This is a genomic window from Desulfoplanes sp. (assembly GCF_054921335.1).
In genome coordinates this window covers 1-18571 of the sequence record NZ_JBUDSQ010000032.1, presented here as the reverse complement: position 1 = coordinate 18571, position 18571 = coordinate 1, and the positions used below count along the sequence as shown (strand labels likewise).

The following is an 18571-nucleotide window of genomic DNA, read 5'->3' as shown; positions in this document are numbered from 1 at the left end:
AATATCACGTAATCACAAGTTTTCATGAGTTCTTTCTCAAAAATACCTGTTAACACATGCAGAACGCCAAGGCATGTTTTTGCAGCCCCTCCCGGGGGGCTGCAAAAACGGGCGATTCTTGGATCGCCCCTTGTACGAGTTTTGGTTAAGTATGTGATAGATATTTTTGCGCAGATGCTTACGCATTCCCAACCAACGTATTTTTTCCAAGGAGCACCCCATGAGTGAAGTGATCCAGCAATTCCAAACCAAGGCGGAAGCGGTCTCCGCCATTGTCTCCTCTGTCCCCTCCCTGGACGGGGCATTCGCGTACACGGTGGATCTGTGCGCCAACAAAGAGGCCTGCCAGATCCTTGCCTCGGGCTGTGAAGAGGACCTTTCTGCCGGTGCCGAGGACCTTTGCGAACTCAAGGAATGGGGCAAGATCATCGCCGCCCCGGGACTTGCACAGGACGACCTGGACCGGCTCGTTCCCATGGCCCGGGAACAGGGGATCTCCGTGATCAGAGAAGACATGCGCAAACAGCTCGGAGGCATCGATATCGGGTTGACCCTCTGCGACTACGGGATCGCCGAGACCGGGACCCTGGTCCTTGACTCCTCCAGCGAGGAACTCAGGCTGGCGACCATGATCAGCGAGGTGCACGTTGCCGTCATCCCGGCGTCGAAAATCAAGGGCTCGTCCGCAGAAATCATCGAAGAACTCGAAACCATGATGCAGAACAATCCCAATTACCTGGCATTCATCACCGGAGCCAGCCGGACTGCGGATATCGAACGGGTTCTGGCCCTGGGCGTTCACGGCCCCCTCGAGCTGCACATTCTCATTCTGGAGGACATGTAATGCAAAACGCACACAACATGAAAGAATACAACCAGGAACTGGGCGAGGCCCTGGACAACGATTTTCTACGCAGGGCCATGGACAAATTTGCCGTGGCCTACCGCTCGGGCCGGGTGAACGCCTTCAAGGGATATGAGGTCGAGGGGCTCATCGATGAGGTGGTCCGGGTCAAGGACGCGGGCATCGACAACATGATGGCCCTGTACGAAGAATTCAAGACCAGGGCCGAGGCCGCAGGGGTCCATGTCCATCTGGCCAAGACCGCCCATGAGGCCAACGAGCTCATCGCGGAGATCGCCCGAAAAAATGATTGCAAAAAGATCATCAAATCCAAGTCCATGACTGCGGAAGAAACCCTGCTCAACCACCATCTGGAACCGGAATTCGAGATCACGGAAACCGATCTGGGCGAGTGGATCATCCAGCTCCGCCACGAAGGGCCCACGCACATGGTCATGCCGGCCATCCATCTTTCCCGCTATCAGGTGGCCGATCTCTTCGCCGACGTCACCGCCCACAAGCAGGACCCGGACATCCAGCGTCTGGTCAAGGTGGCCAGGCGGGAGCTGCGCGCCAAATACATCCAGGCGGACATGGGTATTTCCGGGGCCAATTTCGCCGTCGCCAAAACCGGCACCCTGGGCATCGTGACCAATGAGGGCAACGCCAGGCTGGTGACCACCCTTCCCCGGGTCCACGTCGCCCTGGTGGGCCTGGACAAACTCTGCGCATCACTCCAGGACGCGCTGACCATTTTGCGGGTCCTGCCCAGAAATGCCACGGGCCAGGCCATCACCTCCTATGTCACCTGGATCACCGGGGCCAACGAGTGTCTGGAATCCCGGACTGCAGACGGCAAGAAAGAGATGCACATCGTGTTTCTGGACAACGGCCGCAGCCAGCTGGCCAAAGACCCGCTGTTCAAACAGGTGCTCCGCTGTGTTCGGTGCGGTGCCTGCGCCAATGTCTGTCCGGTCTACCGGATGGTGGGCGGTCATCAGATGGGGCACGTGTATATCGGGGCCATCGGGCTCATCCTGACCTATTTCTTCCACGGCCGGGACAAAGCCAAGAATCTGGTCCAGAACTGCATCAATTGCGAGGCGTGCAAGCATGTGTGCGCGGCAGGGATCGATCTTCCCCGGCTGATCAAGGAAATCCACGCCCGCATCCAGGACGAGGAAGGCCACCCCCTGACCTCGGTGCTCTTGGGCAAGGTGCTCAAAAACCGCAAACTCTTCCACACCCTGCTCAGAACGGCCAAAGCGGCCCAGCGCCCGGTGACAGGCGGCACGAAATATCTCCGCCACCTGCCCCAGATCTTTGCCAAGGATCAGGACTTCAGGGCCCTGCCCGCCATTGCCAAAAAACCGTTCCGGGACATGTGGAAGGATATCCGCCCCGGAAAACCGGCCCATCCCAAATTCAAGGTGGCCCTGTTCTCCGGATGCGTGCAGGATTTCGTGTACCCGGAGCAGCTCGTGGCCGGGCTCAAGGTACTTGCGGACCACGGCGTGGATGTCGACTTCCCCATGGGCCAGTCCTGCTGCGGTCTTCCCGTCCAGATGATGGGCGAAAAACAGGCGGCCAGGGATGTGGCCGCCCAGAATGTCGCGGCCATCGATCCGTCCGACTACGATTACATCCTGACCCTCTGCGCCTCCTGCGCCTCCCATCTGAAGAACAACTATCCCTTCCTGCTCGGTGACGAATCCATCGTGGGCGTCAAGGTGCAGCAATTCTCGGACAAGGTGATCAGCTTCTCCACCTTTGTAAACGATATCCTCCAGGTGACCGGCGGAGAGTTCAAACCGTCCGGCACCAAGACCACCTTCCACTCCCCCTGCCACCTCTGCCGGGGCATGGGGGTTGTGGACGCACCCCACGAGCTCATTGAAAAATCCGGATACGATTTCGTCCAGGCCGATGAGGAACAGGTCTGCTGCGGATTCGGAGGCACCTACACCTCCAAATTCGCCAAGGTCTCCGAACAGATTCTGAAAAGCAAGCTCGATGACGTGGAAAAGACCGGGGCCGACCTGCTCGTGACCGAATGCCCGGGCTGCGTGCTCCAGCTCCGCGGGGGCATGGAAAATCGGGGCGGCAGGGTTGAAGTCCTGCATATTGCCGAGGCAATGGCACGTAATAAAAAATAGATCCGGACCCGGACCCAAACACAAACGCAGAAAGGCCTGTCCATGCGTACGCATGGGCAGGCCTTTCTGCGTTGAATTGTTATCCCAGCATTTTCGTTATCTCAACATTCTCGTCATCCCGGCAATCTCGTCATCCCGGCGAAGGCCGGGATCTTGAGCGACCTGAGAGAATCAAAAAAACAGCAGTCGGCCACATCCTTCAAAATCCCGGATCAAGTCCGGGATGACGATTCATGGGGGCAGGTGCCGATATCCAGGCGGCAGGTGCCGACCTCCACCTTCAGGCGTTCCCTCAAACGCCCATCCCCCCTTTCCCCTCTTCTTTACGCAATCCTTACATATCCCTCTGCCAGAAACAAAAAGTCTTAACATCCCCCGGATAGACCTGTGTCCGGATGCAACGAACATCACCATCCACACGAAACCCCGTCTCCGGGATACGCAAAGGAAGAACCATCATGACCATACAAAGCATCAAGGGGTGCATCGGCTGCGGAACATGCGTCCGGACCTGTCCTACGGATGTCATCCGTCAGGACCCTCTCACCAAAAAGGCGTTCATCAAATATCCGGCCGACTGCCAACTCTGTCATCTATGCCGGATGTACTGTCCTGTGGATGCCATCACCATCAGCCCGGACAAATCCATTCCGGTCGTTGTTTCCTGGGGGTAGCATGACAACTTCCGACAAAACCACCTTTTTCTGTCGTTCGGCCGTGGCCTTTGCAGGCATTCCCCTGCTCATCTGGGGACTGGGGGATGCGCATACACGCGGCCTTGTGAAGGAATCCCTCTCCATCCTGGCCATTCTGGCCCTGTGCCAGATGATCGTGCTCTGCTTCTGGTCCCGGATCTATACAGGTGCGGTCAAAAGCCTCAAAAAAGGTACCCTGGTCAGATGGCACAAGATCATCGGCTATACCTGTATTGCCATCATGCTCTTCCATCCCCTCATGCCGATCGTGCCGAAATTTCTCGAACCCGGCACCTCCCCGGTCGAAGCCTTTGTCACCCTCGTCACCACCTTCAACCAGGGCGTGGTGCTGGGCATCGGCGCATGGTGCTGCATGCTGCTCCTTTTTCTCACCGCTCTGGCCCGGTTCAGACTGCCCATGAAATACACGACATGGCGCATTTTTCACGGCACCCTGGCCATGGTCTTCATCATCCTGGCGGTATGGCACGTCCTGGACCTTGGTCGCCATGCAACACCGGCCATGGCCTTGTACATCAATCTGCTGGCCACAGGCTCGGTTCTGTTTGTTGCCGGCAGCTACCTTGTCCACCCTGTAAAACGAACCGGAAGGTCATAGATGAACGGCACACGCAAACCACACGGGATGTCCCGCAGAAATTTCATGACCCTGGCAGGAGGTGCGGCAGGCCTTGCCGCCATGGCCGCCATGGGGTTTTCCACGGAATGCACCGCCAATATCCCGGAGATCGACATCGACGCTGTGACCCATGCCGACGATGAAGCCGATGTCCTTGTGGTGGGCAGCGGCATTGCCGGTCTGTTTGCGGCCGTCAAGGCCCATGACGCCGGAGCCCGGGTCATCATGGTTTCCAAGGGCCGACTCGGCTCGTCCGGGCAGACGCCCTTTGCCCGGGGAATCTTTGCCTATGACCCGGCCACGGCAAGCATGGATCTGGACACCTTTGTGGACAAGGTCTCCTATTCCGCCATGGGAACCAACAACCCGGTGTTCACGCGGCAGATGGCCAAGCACTCCCTGGCCCGGGTCAAAGAACTCCAAACGTGGGGATTTTTCAAATCTCCCCTGTACTTCAATTCCTTCAGCAACCCCATGCAGGAACGCAAGATCCCGGTCATGGAGCGGATCATGCTCACCCATCTCGTTCGGGAAAAGGGCAGGATAGCGGGCGCGGCCGGTTTCAGCCTGGATGAGCCCAAGGTTCATTTCTTCAAGGCCAAAAGCGTCATCCTGTGCACCGGGGCCGGAGGGTTCAAGCCCAATGGTTTTCCCATCTGCGACCTGACCCATGACGGAAGCGTGATGGCTTACCGCATAGGGGCCAAGGTGACGGGCAAGGAGTGGAACGACGGGCACCCGGCCAACATGAAAAATCCGGCCAATGTCTTTGGCCAGTGGGGCGGCATGCTCCAGGGGGCACCCGGTGTAACCGGTATCGATATCCGCCATGACCTGGGCGTGGACCTGAACTACCGGGTATACCGGCAGGGTCCGTCCGGGGAAGAGAAACCATCCGGTCCTCCGCCCATACACGGACAGAACGTCGCAGGAGGACCGCCATGCCCTCCCGGATTGGACACCCAGGGACCACCCAGTCAGAAGAAGCATCCCGGTGATCGACCTCCGGGCGGCGGCCCCGGCAGCAACGAGCACCAGGGCCCGCCTCCGGGCATGGCTGGCATGACCTCGGGCGGAGCTTCGGCCGGCATGTCCATCCACAAGTCCGAGGGGCTGGTCCCTTTCAACGAACAGGGCGGATCCAACATCCCCGGACTCTATGCCGCAGGCGACGCACTGGGCTCTCACATGGCAGGCGGCATCTACACCCAGATTGGATCCTCCATGGCCGGTTCCGCCGTCCAGGGAGCCATCTCCGGGAAAGCGGCCGCAGACTTTGCCAAAACCAGGACCATGCCGACCCTTTCAGCGGCCAGACGCACACAGATCGAAACGGAGATCCTCGCCCCGCTGAAACGGGATCGGGGATACAGCCCGGCCTGGGTCACCCAGACCCTGCAGGGCATCATGATCCCCAATTTTGTCCTGTACATCAAAAAGGAATCCATGCTCCAGGCGGCCCTGGCCTATATCGAAGAATTAAGAGATCACCACCAGCCCCTGCTCAAGGCCGCAGACCTGCACGAACTGAGGCTTGCCCATGAAACCGCCAACATGCTCCCCAATGCGGAGATGAAACTTCGCGCGTCCCTCATGCGCAAGGAGAGCAGATGCTCCCATTTCCGCCTGGATTATCCGGAAATGGACACCAAAAACTGGAACGCCTGGATCAATATTTATCAGGACAAGAACGGCAGCATGCAACTCGAAAAACAGCCCTTTGGCACGTGGCCTTCTTGAACCATGAACTCAGACGCACAAATAACCGGTACAACTACCGGGTGCCAAGGAATGTTTTTGCAGCCCCTCCCGGGGGGCTGCAAAAACGGGCGATTCATCATGAATCGCCCCTACGGAATCCGCCTGATGGAGTGATTGCAATTTTTGTACGTATGCTTAAACCGGAGGTTACATCATGTCTGAAAAACTGACCAAACATTCCGAATCCCTGTGTGTCGGCGCAGTAACCTTTCTTCTTCTAAGCGCACTTGTCTTCCCGTCCCCTAGCTATGCCCGGCCCTTTCCCGGTGGCCCGGGCCCGGGACCGCGCGGACCTGCATTCAGGCCCCATGCACCCCGGGTCATCTATCCCAGACCGGGATTTCGCATCAAGGTGCTTCCCCGGGAGTACCTGACCCTGCAGGTGGGAGCACTTACCTATTTTTTCCTGGACGGCATTTTCTATAGACCGGGCGTTGACGGATACATGGTGGTCCCGGCACCCATGGGAGCACGGATCATCACCCTGCCCGCCAATGCGGTAATCGTCAGTGGAGGGGACACGCTCTATTACAGCTATGCGGGAGTCTATTACCAAAAAGTCGACGGGGGATACATGGTGGTGACAAAGCCGGAAACCACGGTACAAACGGCTGTCCAAACAACAACCGATCCGCGATCCGAACCCGATCCCGTCAGTGCCCGGGAAGGCGACCAGGTCAGGGTGACGGCGGCATCCCTCAATGTCCGCTCAGGCCCCGGCAAGGAGCACAAGGTCCTGTGTCAGGTCAGGCGGGGAGATCTGCTGAAGGTTCAGGCTTCCAATTCGGATTGGTACTACGTGCTGCTTGGGGACGGCTCCCTTGGATGGGTGATGATCAAGTATACCACCAAGGTTGCTTCGGAGGCGGTGGGATAAGGGGATATGCACTGCTCGAAGACAGGGCTTTCTTGTCTGTTCTCTGCCCAAGAAGGCCTCCTCCCTCAATGGCATGCCTTGACCTGGAGCGTTACGACGTTTATACGACGTTTAAACATCTCCAGGAGAAACAGCCATGAGTGAAGCCATTCAAAATATCAAATATTGGGGCAACAGCCTGGGCGTCCGCCTGCCCGCGGCCATCGCACGTGCCGCTCGTCTGCAAGCGGATCAGACGGTTCGTATAACGGTTGAAGAGGAACGGATCATCATCACGCCCGTTCGCGACGTCCCCCTCACCCTGGAAGAACGGCTGGCCCGATACGATCCGGAAAAACACGGCGGCGAAACCATGCAGACCGAGACGGACGAAGGGGCTGAAAAATGGTAAATGCCGCATCCGGAAGCCCATGGGTCCCGAAACGTCAGGATATCATCTGGATCGATTGTTCCCCCCAGGCGGGTCAGGAGATGCGCCATGTCCACCCATTTCTCGTCCTCTCACCCGAAGCGTTCAACGATCGCACATCCCTGGTCATCGGCCTCCCCATGACCACTCAACCCTACAACGCCGACAACCCATTTGCCCTGCCTGTTGGCGAAATACACAAAAACGGCATACAAAAGGTCAGTTACGTGCTCTGCCATCAACCCAAATCCTTTGACTGGCGAGTCCGAAATGCCGGCAGACATCCGCTCAAAAAAATGCCGGACGAGTTTTTCGATCAGGCGTGCACCATCCTCAATCAGATCCTCACGCTTGCATGATGGCCGGATCTTCCCGGAACTCTCAGATCGACGAGAAGAAACCAAAATCAATTTTAGGAAATTCATTTCCCGTTTATATCAAAAATCGTACTTTTGGGAAATTCATTTCCCAAAATTGACAGCCCCCTTTTTCCGGCTTATGTTCGCCGAGAAAAGGAGGCTTCTTTGTATGATCGACAGACCCGCATACCTTGAAAAACTGGCTGCGTTCCGGGACAAGGACGTGATAAAAATCGTCTCAGGGATCCGTCGGTGCGGTAAATCCACACTGTTCGAGCTGTACAGGAATTTCCTGATCGATGATGGCGTTCCCAAAAATGCCGTCATTTCAATCAATCTGGAAAATGCCGACTCCCGGGATATGTGGGACGACCCCATGAAACTGCACGATTTCATTGCAGCCCGCCTGGTGCCGGGCCAAAAAAACTATGTTTTCCTTGATGAAATCCAACAAGTGCAGTCTTTTGAACGGGCCTGTGACAGCCTGTACATCAGAAAAAACGTCGATCTCTACATCACCGGCTCCAATGCGTATCTGCTCTCCGGGGAACTCGCCACCCTGCTTTCCGGACGGTATGTCGAAATAAAAATGCTGCCCCTCTCGTTCAAAGAGTATTGCAGTGCTGCCGGGGGCGAAACAGACCTTGCAAGGAAATACAGAACCTATCTGCAAAACAGCTCGTTCCCCTATTGCGTCTATCTGGACAGTCAGGAACAGATCGATGCCTACCTGGACGGGGTGTATTCCTCCATCATACTCAAGGATATCGTTTCAAGAATCACTATCGGCAACACCTCATCCCTCGAAGCTGTGATCAGGTATATGTTCGACACTATCGGCAACATAAGCTCCGTGCGAAAAATCGCCGGAGCATTGACCTCGAGCGGGCGCAAGATATCCAACCATACGGTCGATACCTACCTTGCAGCACTTTGTGCGAGTTATGTGCTCTACCGGGCCGATCGCTACGACGTGAAGGGCAAAAAATATCTCACTACCGGCAGCAAATACTATCTTGCAGACATCGGGCTGCGCTACCATCTCCTCGGGCAGAAACATGCCGATCTGGGCCATATCCTTGAAAATATCGTCTATCTGGAGCTTCTGCGCCGGGGGTACAATGTCTATGTCGGCACGACCGGAACCCTGGAAGTGGATTTCGTGGCCATGAAAGGCGGCACAACAGAATATTACCAGGTCTCGTTTTCCGTCAGGGATGAAACAACTCTTCGAAGAGAGCTCAAATCCCTTGATGCCATCAGGGATCACAGCCCCAAATATCTCCTCCACCTCGACGACGATCCGCCGGCAGATCACGACGGCATCCGGCAGATATTCGCTCTGGACTGGTTGTTGGGTACTTGAAAAGCGAGAACGATTGAGCGGGGAAGGGCGGACACACAGGTCCGCCCCTACGGGATAGAGGGCAGAGAACAGAAAACAGATAAAAAAACCTGCTCTCGATCAGAGTATCTACACAATTCCGGGTAAGGTGATGGTCACGGCAAATCCATGCGGGCTCAGGTTACGGGCCGCGACACGTCCCTTACAGGTTTCAACGCAGGTTTTCACGATGGACAGCCCCAGCCCCACGCCGCCCAGGGAACGGTTGCGGGAAGGTTCGGGACGGAAGAACGGTTCGAACAGCTGATCCAGATATTCCTCGGGCACACCGGGGCCGGAATCCCTGACCTCGAGGGTCACCTTTCCCTTGTTCATGTGTGCGACGATGTGGATGGGCCCTGCATCCCCGGCATATTTGACAGCATTGCGGACCAGATTGGCCAGGGCGCGGGTCAACAGATCCGTGGACGCCATGACCCGAATGGCCGGATCGATGTCAACGACCATCTGCGATCCTTGTGTTTGTTCCCTACGAACCGCTTCCTGAACCACACTGAGCAGATCCACCGCGTCCAGTTCGACCGACTTCACATTCAAATCAGCCCTGGAAAAGGCAAGAAGCTCACCAACCAACCGGGAAAGCTGGGCGACATCATCCATCACATCCGTCAATCGCTCTCTGTTCACTCCCTCCATCCGTTGTTCCAGAACCCCCAGACCGAACTGAATCCGGGCAATGGGCGACCCCAGCTCGTGGGAAATGTCACCCAGAAACCGCTTCTGTCCTTTCACAAAGGCGGCCAGCCGCGTGGCCATGTGGTTGATGGCCCGGGCCAGCCGCCCGATTTCATCGCGCCTGGGTTCATCGAGGGCCACATCGAAACGGCCCCTGGCAATGTCCTCGGTCGCAAGAGTCATCCTGGAAAGGGGGCGGGTGATGTTCCGGACCATGGGAATCCAGAAGAGCACGGAAATGAGCAGGACCGCTCCGGCCACAAGCAGCCAGGGCATGGAATCGAAAAAAAACCCGTTGCCCGATACGGAATCCGACACGACCAGAAGGACAAAGGGAGCTGCGAAATCCCCTGATCCGGGAGGGTGGGGGAGCACGATCCCGGTCCAATACAGATCGGGATCAGCAGTACGCATCATCAATTGAGGTCTGCCCCGCCGGGCTTCCGTCTCCGCAGAACCACCAGTGAAATCCGGGAGGCCTTCCCCGTCCTCGCTCAATATCTCTTCGCGTATCTGGGATGCCGACATCTCCGAATGTCTGCCAGGAGGCGGTGCAGGAGGCCGCCTGCCGGGAAAAGGTCTGTCCAGAACCTCGTGTATCCGGCCGCGTACCTGCCGGGGCAGGGGGATATCCCGGGAAAAAAACGTTGTCCCGTCCTTCAGGACAACGGCAAAATCCACCTGATTCACCCGGGCATGCCTGGCGAGTACATCCGACCAGTCCTTACGATCAGCGTTGTACAGATCATGCACGATAAGGGCGGAGGCCACCCGCAGCCGATTCCATCGCTGAACCCCGAAAAACGCGTGCAGATCCAGCTGGGGCTGGAGGAGAATAAATGTTGCCATACCCGCCCCCACCAGGAGCAGATTCAGGAAGAACCAGCAGAGTATCTTGGTGAAAAGGGTTGATGTCGGCCGTATCATCGGGATGCATCCGCCTTTTTGAACAGATAGCCCACCTTGCGAACGGTCTGGATGAAGGATGGATTTTTGGGATCTTCCCCGAGTTTGCGACGCAGGGAAGAAATATGAACGTCCACGGAACGATCAAAAACCTCGTAATTGCGTCCTGCAACGGCATCGAGCAATTGATCCCGCGACAAAACCCTGCCGGCCGATCCGGCCAGTGTGGTCAGAAGATCATACTCCAGAGGCGTCAGCGTCAGGGGCGTATCCTGCAGGCGAACACTGCGGGAATCCTGATTGATTTCAAGAGGGCCGAACTGCAGGACCCGCTCATCAGGTTCCACTTCGGCCTTGCGCTGCACCATGTCATAGCGTCTGGTCACGGCGCGAAGACGGGCCAGAAGCTCGCGCGGCGAAAAGGTCTTGGGCAGATAGTCATCGGCCCCCATCTCCAGTCCCACGATACGATCCGTCTCATCCCCCCGGGCCGTGAGCATGAGAGCCGGGATGTCTGACTCTTCGCGCAACCGCCTCAAGACCTCCAGGCCGTCGATCTGCGGCATCATCACATCTAAAATCACGGCCTTGTAGGCACCGTCACGGATTTTCTGCAATCCGTCCATGCCGTTGTGGACCATGTCCACCGCATACCCCATGGGCTCGAGATAATCGGCTATGAGAGCGCACAATTTTTCGTCGTCATCGATGATAAGAATATGTGTGTCGGACATGTATGTCTCCCTCTTATTGCCAAACAGCACCTTTGGTAGGGGCAGGCCTCCGTACCTGCCCTGATTGTTGTAATCTGAATGCTAATTACTGAAAGACCGATCAGGCAATGGTCCCGAAAGACAGGGCAGGCAGTTCTGCTCTTTAGAGTACAGGGGCCTGCCCCTACAGAAACAAAAATGGTGCCGCTCCTTAGCACGTTTTCGGAACTGCTACCACCAGGATTTTGTATTTTACAAAAGATTTACAATACCCTCTCCCATCGACAAAATATCTTAACGTTTGCGATCTATCTTCCCTGTAGAAAGAGGAATCCGCCTGTAACCTCAACCATACATGGAGGCAACCATGATCAGCAGCATCGGCAGTTCAGGCAGCAGCATGTCCATGATGTTCGGCACCAGTGCCATGGGTGGGCAACAACCGCCCCCACCACCAGCGGACCAGAATGTCTTTCAGATTTCGGACACGGATAGTGACGGTCTTCTTTCCGAAACCGAACTCGAAACCCTGACCGAGGCCCTCGAGGAAAGCACGGGAACCAGCATCGACACGGAAGAGGCCCTTGCAAGTTACGACGCCGACGAAGACGGAGCTCTCAGCGGAGAGGAACTCAAGGGATTGATGGACAGCTACGGATTTGCCCCTCCCGGCATGGTCAATCCGGAAACCGGGGAAACCATGAACATGCAGTCTCCCCAGATCTCTGCAAACTCGGCCATTTCGGCCTACACCCAGAATGCAGAAACCAATCAGATCAGCCAATTACTGGATACCTTACTGAGCCAAAACAGCAGCGAATCAGTCTCGAGCCTCGATGTCAACGTATAGATCCGGCATGCCAACTCAAAATGGGGCGATCGTATGATCGCCCCATTTTTTTGGGATCGAAAAAGCTCGTTTTCAAAAATGTTCCCCACACTTGCGATCGGTATCAGCTATCTCACGAAAAAACAGTCCGTGTCATCCTGGGAACGCCGAGCGTCTGCTCGGCAATGCGCTTACAAACCGGCAGCGACCAGGGGCAGATGATGCCGGCCTAACGGGATAATGATACAGCCGACTGCAGTGCTCCAAATGCCGAGCAGACGCTCGGCGTTCCTGGGCAAAAAGCACCTTTTCAGACCGAATTATCGAACGAAACAACTACCTTTACACATTCTTTACCTGCCGATCCCCGAAACACACAGACACTTTACACTCCCATGCTAGCCTGGGCTCATGATATGTCGGAGGTCGGATACCGATGGCGACCTGCGCACCTGCAATCATTTTCTCCAACCACCAACCATGAAGGAAGGACCCATGAGCACCCTGAAAACATGTATCATCACCTGCATCATTCTGGCCCTGTGCGCCGTCAATGCCCTGGGATTCGGCTCCTCAGGAGGCGGCAGATCCGGCGGCTGCAGACACGGCGGCCCGCCCCCGGAGGCCTATACCGCCTGCGAGGACAAGAGCGAAGGCGATGAAGCATCCTTTGAAAGCCCGCGCGGAGATACTGTGGAAGGTATCTGCGTGAAGGACAGGGACGGAGAGCGGCTGGTTCTGAAGCCGAACAATCCGCCACGACAATAATCCTCTCATATTAAGCATCCGCGCATAACCATCCGTAGCAAACACGATCCAATATTCGTAGGGGCGGACCTGTGTGTCCGCCCGTGGTTGTCGGCATGAAACCAGTCAAATCATACACCACGACCCATACTTGCCCCTGAAACATCGTCTCAATTTTTCAGGCACGAAGCGACAAATAAGGGCGGCCACACAGGGCCGCCCCTACGAGATACGTTGAGACCGTAACTACCCATTGTGTTGCACTTCGCTTTGCTATGGGCACCCCACAAACTCCCCCTCCTGAAGACTGAAATATCCCCAGACAAAATTTGGCACCAACAAGGGATACTCTGAGAAAACTCTTAAGACGAAGCCGGCAAGTTACGCCAGCCGGCTTATTTTCTCCAGCAAGTGCACGTTCTCTGCACTTGCTGGAAAAAATACTCAAAAAGATTTTGGCGTATCCAGCCCGTTGCCCATTTTCCGTTTTTCAATTATGATAATCAAAAAACGGTTATCAAGGAGATGGTCATGCAATTCATCAATCGGGAGCAGGAACTGATCCGGCTGGAAAGGGAATATGCCAGGTCCGGGTTTTCATTCAGCGTCATTTATGGACGCCGCAGGATGGGCAAGACCCGGTTGATCAAGGAATTCATCCATCAGAAAAACGCCTTGTACTTTCTGGCGGACACGCAAACGGAAACCCTGAATATGCAACGCCTGCAGATGGTAGGAGCCGAGCAGTTCGGGGATGATCTCCTGGCAGACATCCGTTTCGATGACTGGGAAAAACTTGTCCGATATATTGTTGAACGCGCAGCCGGTAATACGGAAAAATTCATCCTGGTTATCGACGAATTCCAATATCTCGCACAGGCGAACAGTGCCATGCCCTCGGTCTGGCAACGCATTGTGGATCAGTTTCTGGCACATTCCAACGTCATGCTGATTCTCTGCGGATCGATCATTCCCCTCATGTACAAGCATACACTGGACTACGCATCGCCCCTGTACGGCCGCAGGACATCCCAATTGAAATTGGCTCCCCTGAACTTCATGAATTTTGAAAAATTTTACCCTAATGCATCGAACCACCTCAAAGTGGAACTCTACAGCATTCTGGGTGGTGTCCCCAAATACATCGAACTCTTTGATGTGGAGGAAGACATTTTTTCATGCATCCAAAACAATTTCCTGGATACGTCGAGTTTTTTCTATCAGGAACCCCGTTTCCTGCTCAATGAAGAGTTCTCGTCGCAAACGACCTATTTCTCCATTTTGCAAATCATCGCCTCGGGTGAGCACAAGCTGGGAAAAATTGCTTCCAAGGTGGGGACAACGACCAACAACCTGACATCGTTCATGAACAAACTCCGCGAGTTGGATATTCTGACACGTGAGGTTCCCATTCTGGAAGACAATCCTGAAAAATCCAAAAAAGGCCTGTATTTCTTCAAGGACAATTTCCTTCAATTCTGGTTTTCTTTTATTTTCCCCTACACGTCGTATCTGGAGATGGACAATCAGGACTTCGTTCTTTCCCGAATCAAGACAGGGTTCCAAAACCATTGCGCACTGGCTTTTGAAAAAATCTGCATCCGATTGCTTTATGCCGATCCCCCTGTTTCCCTTTCGAAAATTGGACGGTATTGGGATAAAAATGTCGAAATCGACATTGTCGGCATCGGCGACCAGGACATTCTTTTCGGAGAATGCAAATGGAGCAGCCACAAGGTCGGAACGAATATTTTGAGCGACCTCCAGCACAAACTCCAGAACATCCCCAGACACCACATTCAGGAAAAGCGCATCCATTATGCCCTGTTCTCAAAAACAGGATTCACGGATGACATGATCGCACTGGCACACGAAAAAGGAATCCGCCTGTTTTCCTTCGAGCATTGAAAACAGCAATATCCCTCCCCCTTTCATCGGAAACCCCCTTCGATCCATCACCCAGGACAAATTTGTTCTTGTACAAGTACCTGGAATAGAGTGGCTGGCTTGCCCCGTTCTGGGCGGTTTGACTGTCTGACCGAGCCAGGCATCGTACATCAAGCCGTTGCCGGATTTTTTGCAGGAAAATCATGTTGTTACGGAGCAACGGCTTGATGGTACGAGGCCGGCGAGGGAGTTTCAAAGCGTCCGGAACGGGGCAAGCCGGCCATGAGAACAAAACAGCCATGATCCACCACCCTGCTCCTTGCCAAGAAGGCATCCGTCACCTATTGATCGTTACATGCTTTTCACTCCGCCACCCAGCCCGATACAGGACCCGGCATGACATCTCTTCCGGACCACCATCGATTCATTTACGATTCCCTCCCCGATCCGACCTTTGTGACCGATTATCAGGGGGGGATCATCGCCCTCAATCGAGCTGCGCAATCGTTCACCGGTTTGGACCAGGAAGAAGTCGAAGGCCGCAACCTATCGCGCATTCTTCATTTCGCCGGACCGAAGCGGGCAGAGGATATAGACAGCGCCCTGTGCCTCACCCTGACAAACGGATCTCCGCATTCCCTGCAGGAACCCGTTTGCATGCTCTCGGCGGTAGAAACGATCCGGTGGATGCGGATAACGGTAGCTCCTCTTCTGGACGCCGATATGCATATATTCGCACTGATCGTCACCCTGACGGATGTAACCGGGGAATACCAAAGAATAGCAAGTCTGGAAAAAGATCCTAGCCACTCGAAATCGACAGATCAGGCTCTGCAGGCCAGCGAACAACGGCTGTGGATGTCCTTGCACATCAACAGGGCCTCGGTGTTCGAAGACAATTTCGAAACCGGAGAAATGGATTGTTCACCCGAACTTTTCAACCAACTCGGCTACCCACAAGAAGAACATCCAACGACCATAGACGGGATGCTGGAGCTGATCCATCCCGATGACCAGAACAGGGTCATGGCCGAAGTGGCAAGACACATCACCGGCAAAACACCGATGTACGTTGCCGAATACCGGGTTCGCAGCAAAAATGGTACATGGGAGTGGTGTGATGCCAAGGGCCGGATTACCGAGCGGACAAAGGAGGGGAGCCCCAGAATTCTGTTGGGAATCTCGAGCATCATTACGGACCGGAAGCTCAAGGAAGAAAGGATCCGTGAAAACGAAGAAAAACTCCGCTTGGCCGTGGATAATTCGCCCATCGGCATCTGCATCATTGACGACACGGGGCGCTATCTTTCTGCCAACCAAGCCTACCAGGATCTGCTGGGATATTCGGAAGCCGAATTCAAACAAAAAACCTTCTTCGAGGTGACCAGTCCGGAACACCTTGAGGAAAACCGCACGCTGTTCGATGCCATGGTTGTGGGAAAGGCCCCCGGGTACAAAATCGAAAAACAATATCTCCACAAAGACGGAACCCCTATCGACGTCTCCGTGCACGCGACCATGGCCCGGGACAAGCATGGCGCTCCCAGATTCGCCCTGGCCCTCGTCGAAGACATCACCAAACGAAAACGTGCGGAAAGGATTCTCCGCGATAACGAGGAGCAGCTACGAACAACCATTGATTCCATTGGGGAGGGAGTCATCAGCACCGACCGGGAGGGAATGATCACACGCATGAACCATGCAGCCGCAAAATTGACCGGCTGGACGCCGGGTGTGGACACGGTCCATTTCACCCAAACCCTGAACCTACCAGATCCCGAAGACGCAACCTTTGCCCGGAATCTGCCCACGGCCATACGCAATCGTGGCGACACCGTCGAATCCACCCGCAAAATGACCCTGATTGCCAGGGACGGACACAACCACCTGATAACACTCTCGGCGGCACCGATCCGGAATCAGGAAGGCCGGGCCGGAGGGATGGTCCTGGTTTTCAGGGATGTGACCGAACGGGTACGCATCGAAGACGAACTTGAAAAAATGCAGCGGTTGGAAAGCATCGGCACCCTGGCCGGCGGGATCGCGCATGACTTCAACAATGTTCTCATGGGCATTTATGGCAACATATCCATTGCCCGACAACGACTGCCCAAGGGACACCCGGCCCTCTCTCCGCTGATGCAGTCGGAAACATCCATAAACAGGGCCACCCGGTTGTCCACGCAATTGCTCACCTTTGCGCGGGGGGGGGAACCCATCAAACAGACGGTAGAACTCGACAAACTGGTTGAAGACATCGTTCGTTTCGACCTTTCCGGGAGCAATGTCCGCCCGGTATTCACCATCCCGGAAGGGACATGGGCCGCAAATGTGGACAAGGGCCAGATGCAGCAGGTCTTTTCCAATCTGACCATCAACGCACGCGAGGCCATGCCGGAAGGGGGAGAACTCCATGTGGGATTCGAGACAATCTGTCCGACAAACGGACCAACAACCGACCAAGGGCCAGACCAATGTATCAGGATAACCGTACAGGACGAAGGCACGGGCATACCCGCTAAATTTATCAAAAGAATCTTCGACCCCTATTTCAGCACCAAAAAAACCGGCAGCGGACTCGGCCTGGCAACGACGTATTCCATCATCAACAAACACGACGGCAAGATCGACGTCCAATCGACACCGGGACAGGGGACGCTTTTCACCATCCTTCTTCCGGCATCACCGGTCCAGGTCGCTACGGACAGCTCGCCGTACATCCAAGCACAAACCGCCCACCCCTCCACCGCAAGAATCTTGATCATGGATGACGAGGAAATGATCCGAGAGGTCATGACCGAGAGTTTTGAAGATGCAGGTTTTTATGTGGGAACAGCCAAAGACGGCCATGAGGCCATCGAAAAATACGAGCGAGCCCTGCAGGGGAACCACCCGTTCGATCTCCTGATCATGGACCTGACCATTCCCGGCGGCATGGGCGGCAAGGAAACTATCGAAGCAATCCTGGCGTTGGACCCCAAGGCCAAGGCCATTGTCTCCAGCGGCTATGCGGGCGACCCGGTCATGGCCAATTACGCCCGGTACGGATTCAAGGCGGTTGCGGTCAAACCCTATCCCATGGACAAACTGCTCGAGACCGTGCGCAGGGTTTTGGCGGATAATCACGCGTAAGCCAGTGTGATGCCGGCAGGATTTTCACCTCCCCCCTTCCCGTGGCCCGGCTCAGCACTCTTTAGTACCTTACTCGGCGGCTTGGCCGCATTAGTTTGTACCGTAGTTTGCTCCACCTTGGATCTCCCGCCACATCACAGAAAAGGTTCCATAGTCCCAGCAGGATGTCGGGCCTTTTTACTTGTATCTAGCAACAAGGCTGCACTTTTATTTCTCCATTTCCTCCGGTCCGAAAAACCGGACAAACGGCACCCCTCTATCCCCTCCCCCCCGTCCACCGTCCTAAATCCCGGACCCCGGCACGAGCCTCCCCTTACAAAACCCGCTCCAAAAACATACAACCACTTAATATCCTGATATTTTCACACATAATTCCTTTCTGGCACCCTTCTTGTTATCCCAATGAGAACTCCCCTGCCGGCCCTGAAAAACTTTTGGGACCCCCCCCCCAGGCACCGACAGCAACCACCTACATCACAACCAAAGGAGCCACCAATATCATGGGCATGACAACCAAGACCATGGATGGAAATACC

15 protein-coding genes are annotated in these 18571 nt (G+C 55.3%); 13 read left to right on the top strand and 2 right to left on the bottom strand.

Annotation, left to right across the window (positions count from 1 at the left end):
* Nucleotides 1-220: 220 nt before the first annotated feature.
* The 9 genes from ACY692_RS08610 to ACY692_RS08570 all read left to right on the top strand — a co-directional run bounded on the left by ACY692_RS08610 (nt 221) and on the right by ACY692_RS08570 (nt 9107).
* Nucleotides 221-844, top strand: a complete 624-nt coding sequence (locus ACY692_RS08610; protein WP_462324946.1) for a LutC/YkgG family protein — start codon at nt 221-223, stop codon at nt 842-844.
* Nucleotides 844-3000 carry an L-lactate dehydrogenase (quinone) large subunit LdhH gene (ldhH, locus tag ACY692_RS08605; protein WP_462324945.1) on the top strand — a complete coding sequence of 719 codons (2157 nt, stop codon included), beginning with the start codon at nt 844-846 and terminating at the stop codon, nt 2998-3000. The genes ACY692_RS08610 and ldhH overlap by 1 nt, the downstream gene beginning before the upstream one ends.
* Before the next feature lie 458 nt (nt 3001-3458).
* Entirely contained in the window at nt 3459-3674 is a 216-nt protein-coding gene (locus ACY692_RS08600; protein ID WP_462324944.1) for a 4Fe-4S dicluster domain-containing protein, read from the top strand.
* 1 nt (nt 3675) lies between these two features.
* Complete coding sequence (locus ACY692_RS08595) at nt 3676-4314, top strand: ferric reductase-like transmembrane domain-containing protein (RefSeq protein ID WP_462324943.1); 639 nt, start codon at nt 3676-3678, stop codon at nt 4312-4314.
* Complete coding sequence (locus ACY692_RS08590; protein WP_462324942.1) at nt 4315-6075, top strand: FAD-binding protein; 1761 nt, start codon at nt 4315-4317, stop codon at nt 6073-6075. It abuts the gene before it with no gap.
* A 175-nt stretch (nt 6076-6250) separates the two neighbouring features.
* Entirely contained in the window at nt 6251-6973 is a 723-nt protein-coding gene (locus ACY692_RS08585; protein WP_462324941.1) for a DUF6515 family protein, read from the top strand.
* Nucleotides 6974-7109: 136 nt separating this feature from the next.
* Nucleotides 7110-7364 (top strand): AbrB/MazE/SpoVT family DNA-binding domain-containing protein, encoded by a 255-nt coding sequence (locus ACY692_RS08580; RefSeq protein ID WP_462324940.1) that lies wholly within the window; start codon nt 7110-7112, stop codon nt 7362-7364.
* A complete protein-coding gene (locus tag ACY692_RS08575; protein WP_462324939.1) occupies nt 7358-7741 on the top strand; it encodes a type II toxin-antitoxin system PemK/MazF family toxin in 384 nt (127 codons plus the stop codon). Before ACY692_RS08580 ends, ACY692_RS08575 begins: the two co-directional genes overlap by 7 nt.
* Before the next feature lie 169 nt (nt 7742-7910).
* The gene (locus ACY692_RS08570) at nt 7911-9107 is read left to right on the top strand and encodes an ATP-binding protein (protein ID WP_462324938.1); all 1197 of its coding nucleotides are present in this window, start codon (nt 7911-7913) and stop codon (nt 9105-9107) included.
* A gap of 108 nt (nt 9108-9215) precedes the next feature.
* Here ACY692_RS08570 and ACY692_RS08565 read toward each other — a convergent pair whose 3' ends face one another.
* Together ACY692_RS08565 and ACY692_RS08560 are read right to left on the bottom strand one after the other, a co-directional pair.
* Nucleotides 9216-10670: a sensor histidine kinase gene (locus ACY692_RS08565; protein ID WP_462324937.1), complete on the bottom strand. Its 1455-nt coding sequence runs from the start codon at nt 10668-10670 to the stop codon at nt 9216-9218.
* A gap of 74 nt (nt 10671-10744) precedes the next feature.
* Nucleotides 10745-11461 carry a response regulator transcription factor gene (locus ACY692_RS08560; RefSeq protein WP_462324936.1) on the bottom strand — a complete coding sequence of 239 codons (717 nt, stop codon included), beginning with the start codon at nt 11459-11461 and terminating at the stop codon, nt 10745-10747.
* A 346-nt stretch (nt 11462-11807) separates the two neighbouring features.
* On the opposite strand from ACY692_RS08560, the gene ACY692_RS08555 reads away from it, so the two are divergent.
* From ACY692_RS08555 to ACY692_RS08540, 4 genes are all read left to right on the top strand, one after another.
* The gene (locus ACY692_RS08555; protein WP_462324935.1) at nt 11808-12290 is read left to right on the top strand and encodes an EF-hand domain-containing protein; all 483 of its coding nucleotides are present in this window, start codon (nt 11808-11810) and stop codon (nt 12288-12290) included.
* A 474-nt stretch (nt 12291-12764) separates the two neighbouring features.
* Nucleotides 12765-13037 carry a hypothetical protein gene (locus ACY692_RS08550; protein ID WP_462324934.1) on the top strand — a complete coding sequence of 91 codons (273 nt, stop codon included), beginning with the start codon at nt 12765-12767 and terminating at the stop codon, nt 13035-13037.
* A 510-nt stretch (nt 13038-13547) separates the two neighbouring features.
* The gene (locus tag ACY692_RS08545; RefSeq protein ID WP_462324933.1) at nt 13548-14924 is read left to right on the top strand and encodes an ATP-binding protein; all 1377 of its coding nucleotides are present in this window, start codon (nt 13548-13550) and stop codon (nt 14922-14924) included.
* Nucleotides 14925-15299: 375 nt separating this feature from the next.
* Nucleotides 15300-18035, top strand: a complete 2736-nt coding sequence (locus tag ACY692_RS08540) for a PAS domain-containing hybrid sensor histidine kinase/response regulator (RefSeq protein WP_462324932.1) — start codon at nt 15300-15302, stop codon at nt 18033-18035.
* Nucleotides 18036-18571 lie beyond the last annotated feature (536 nt).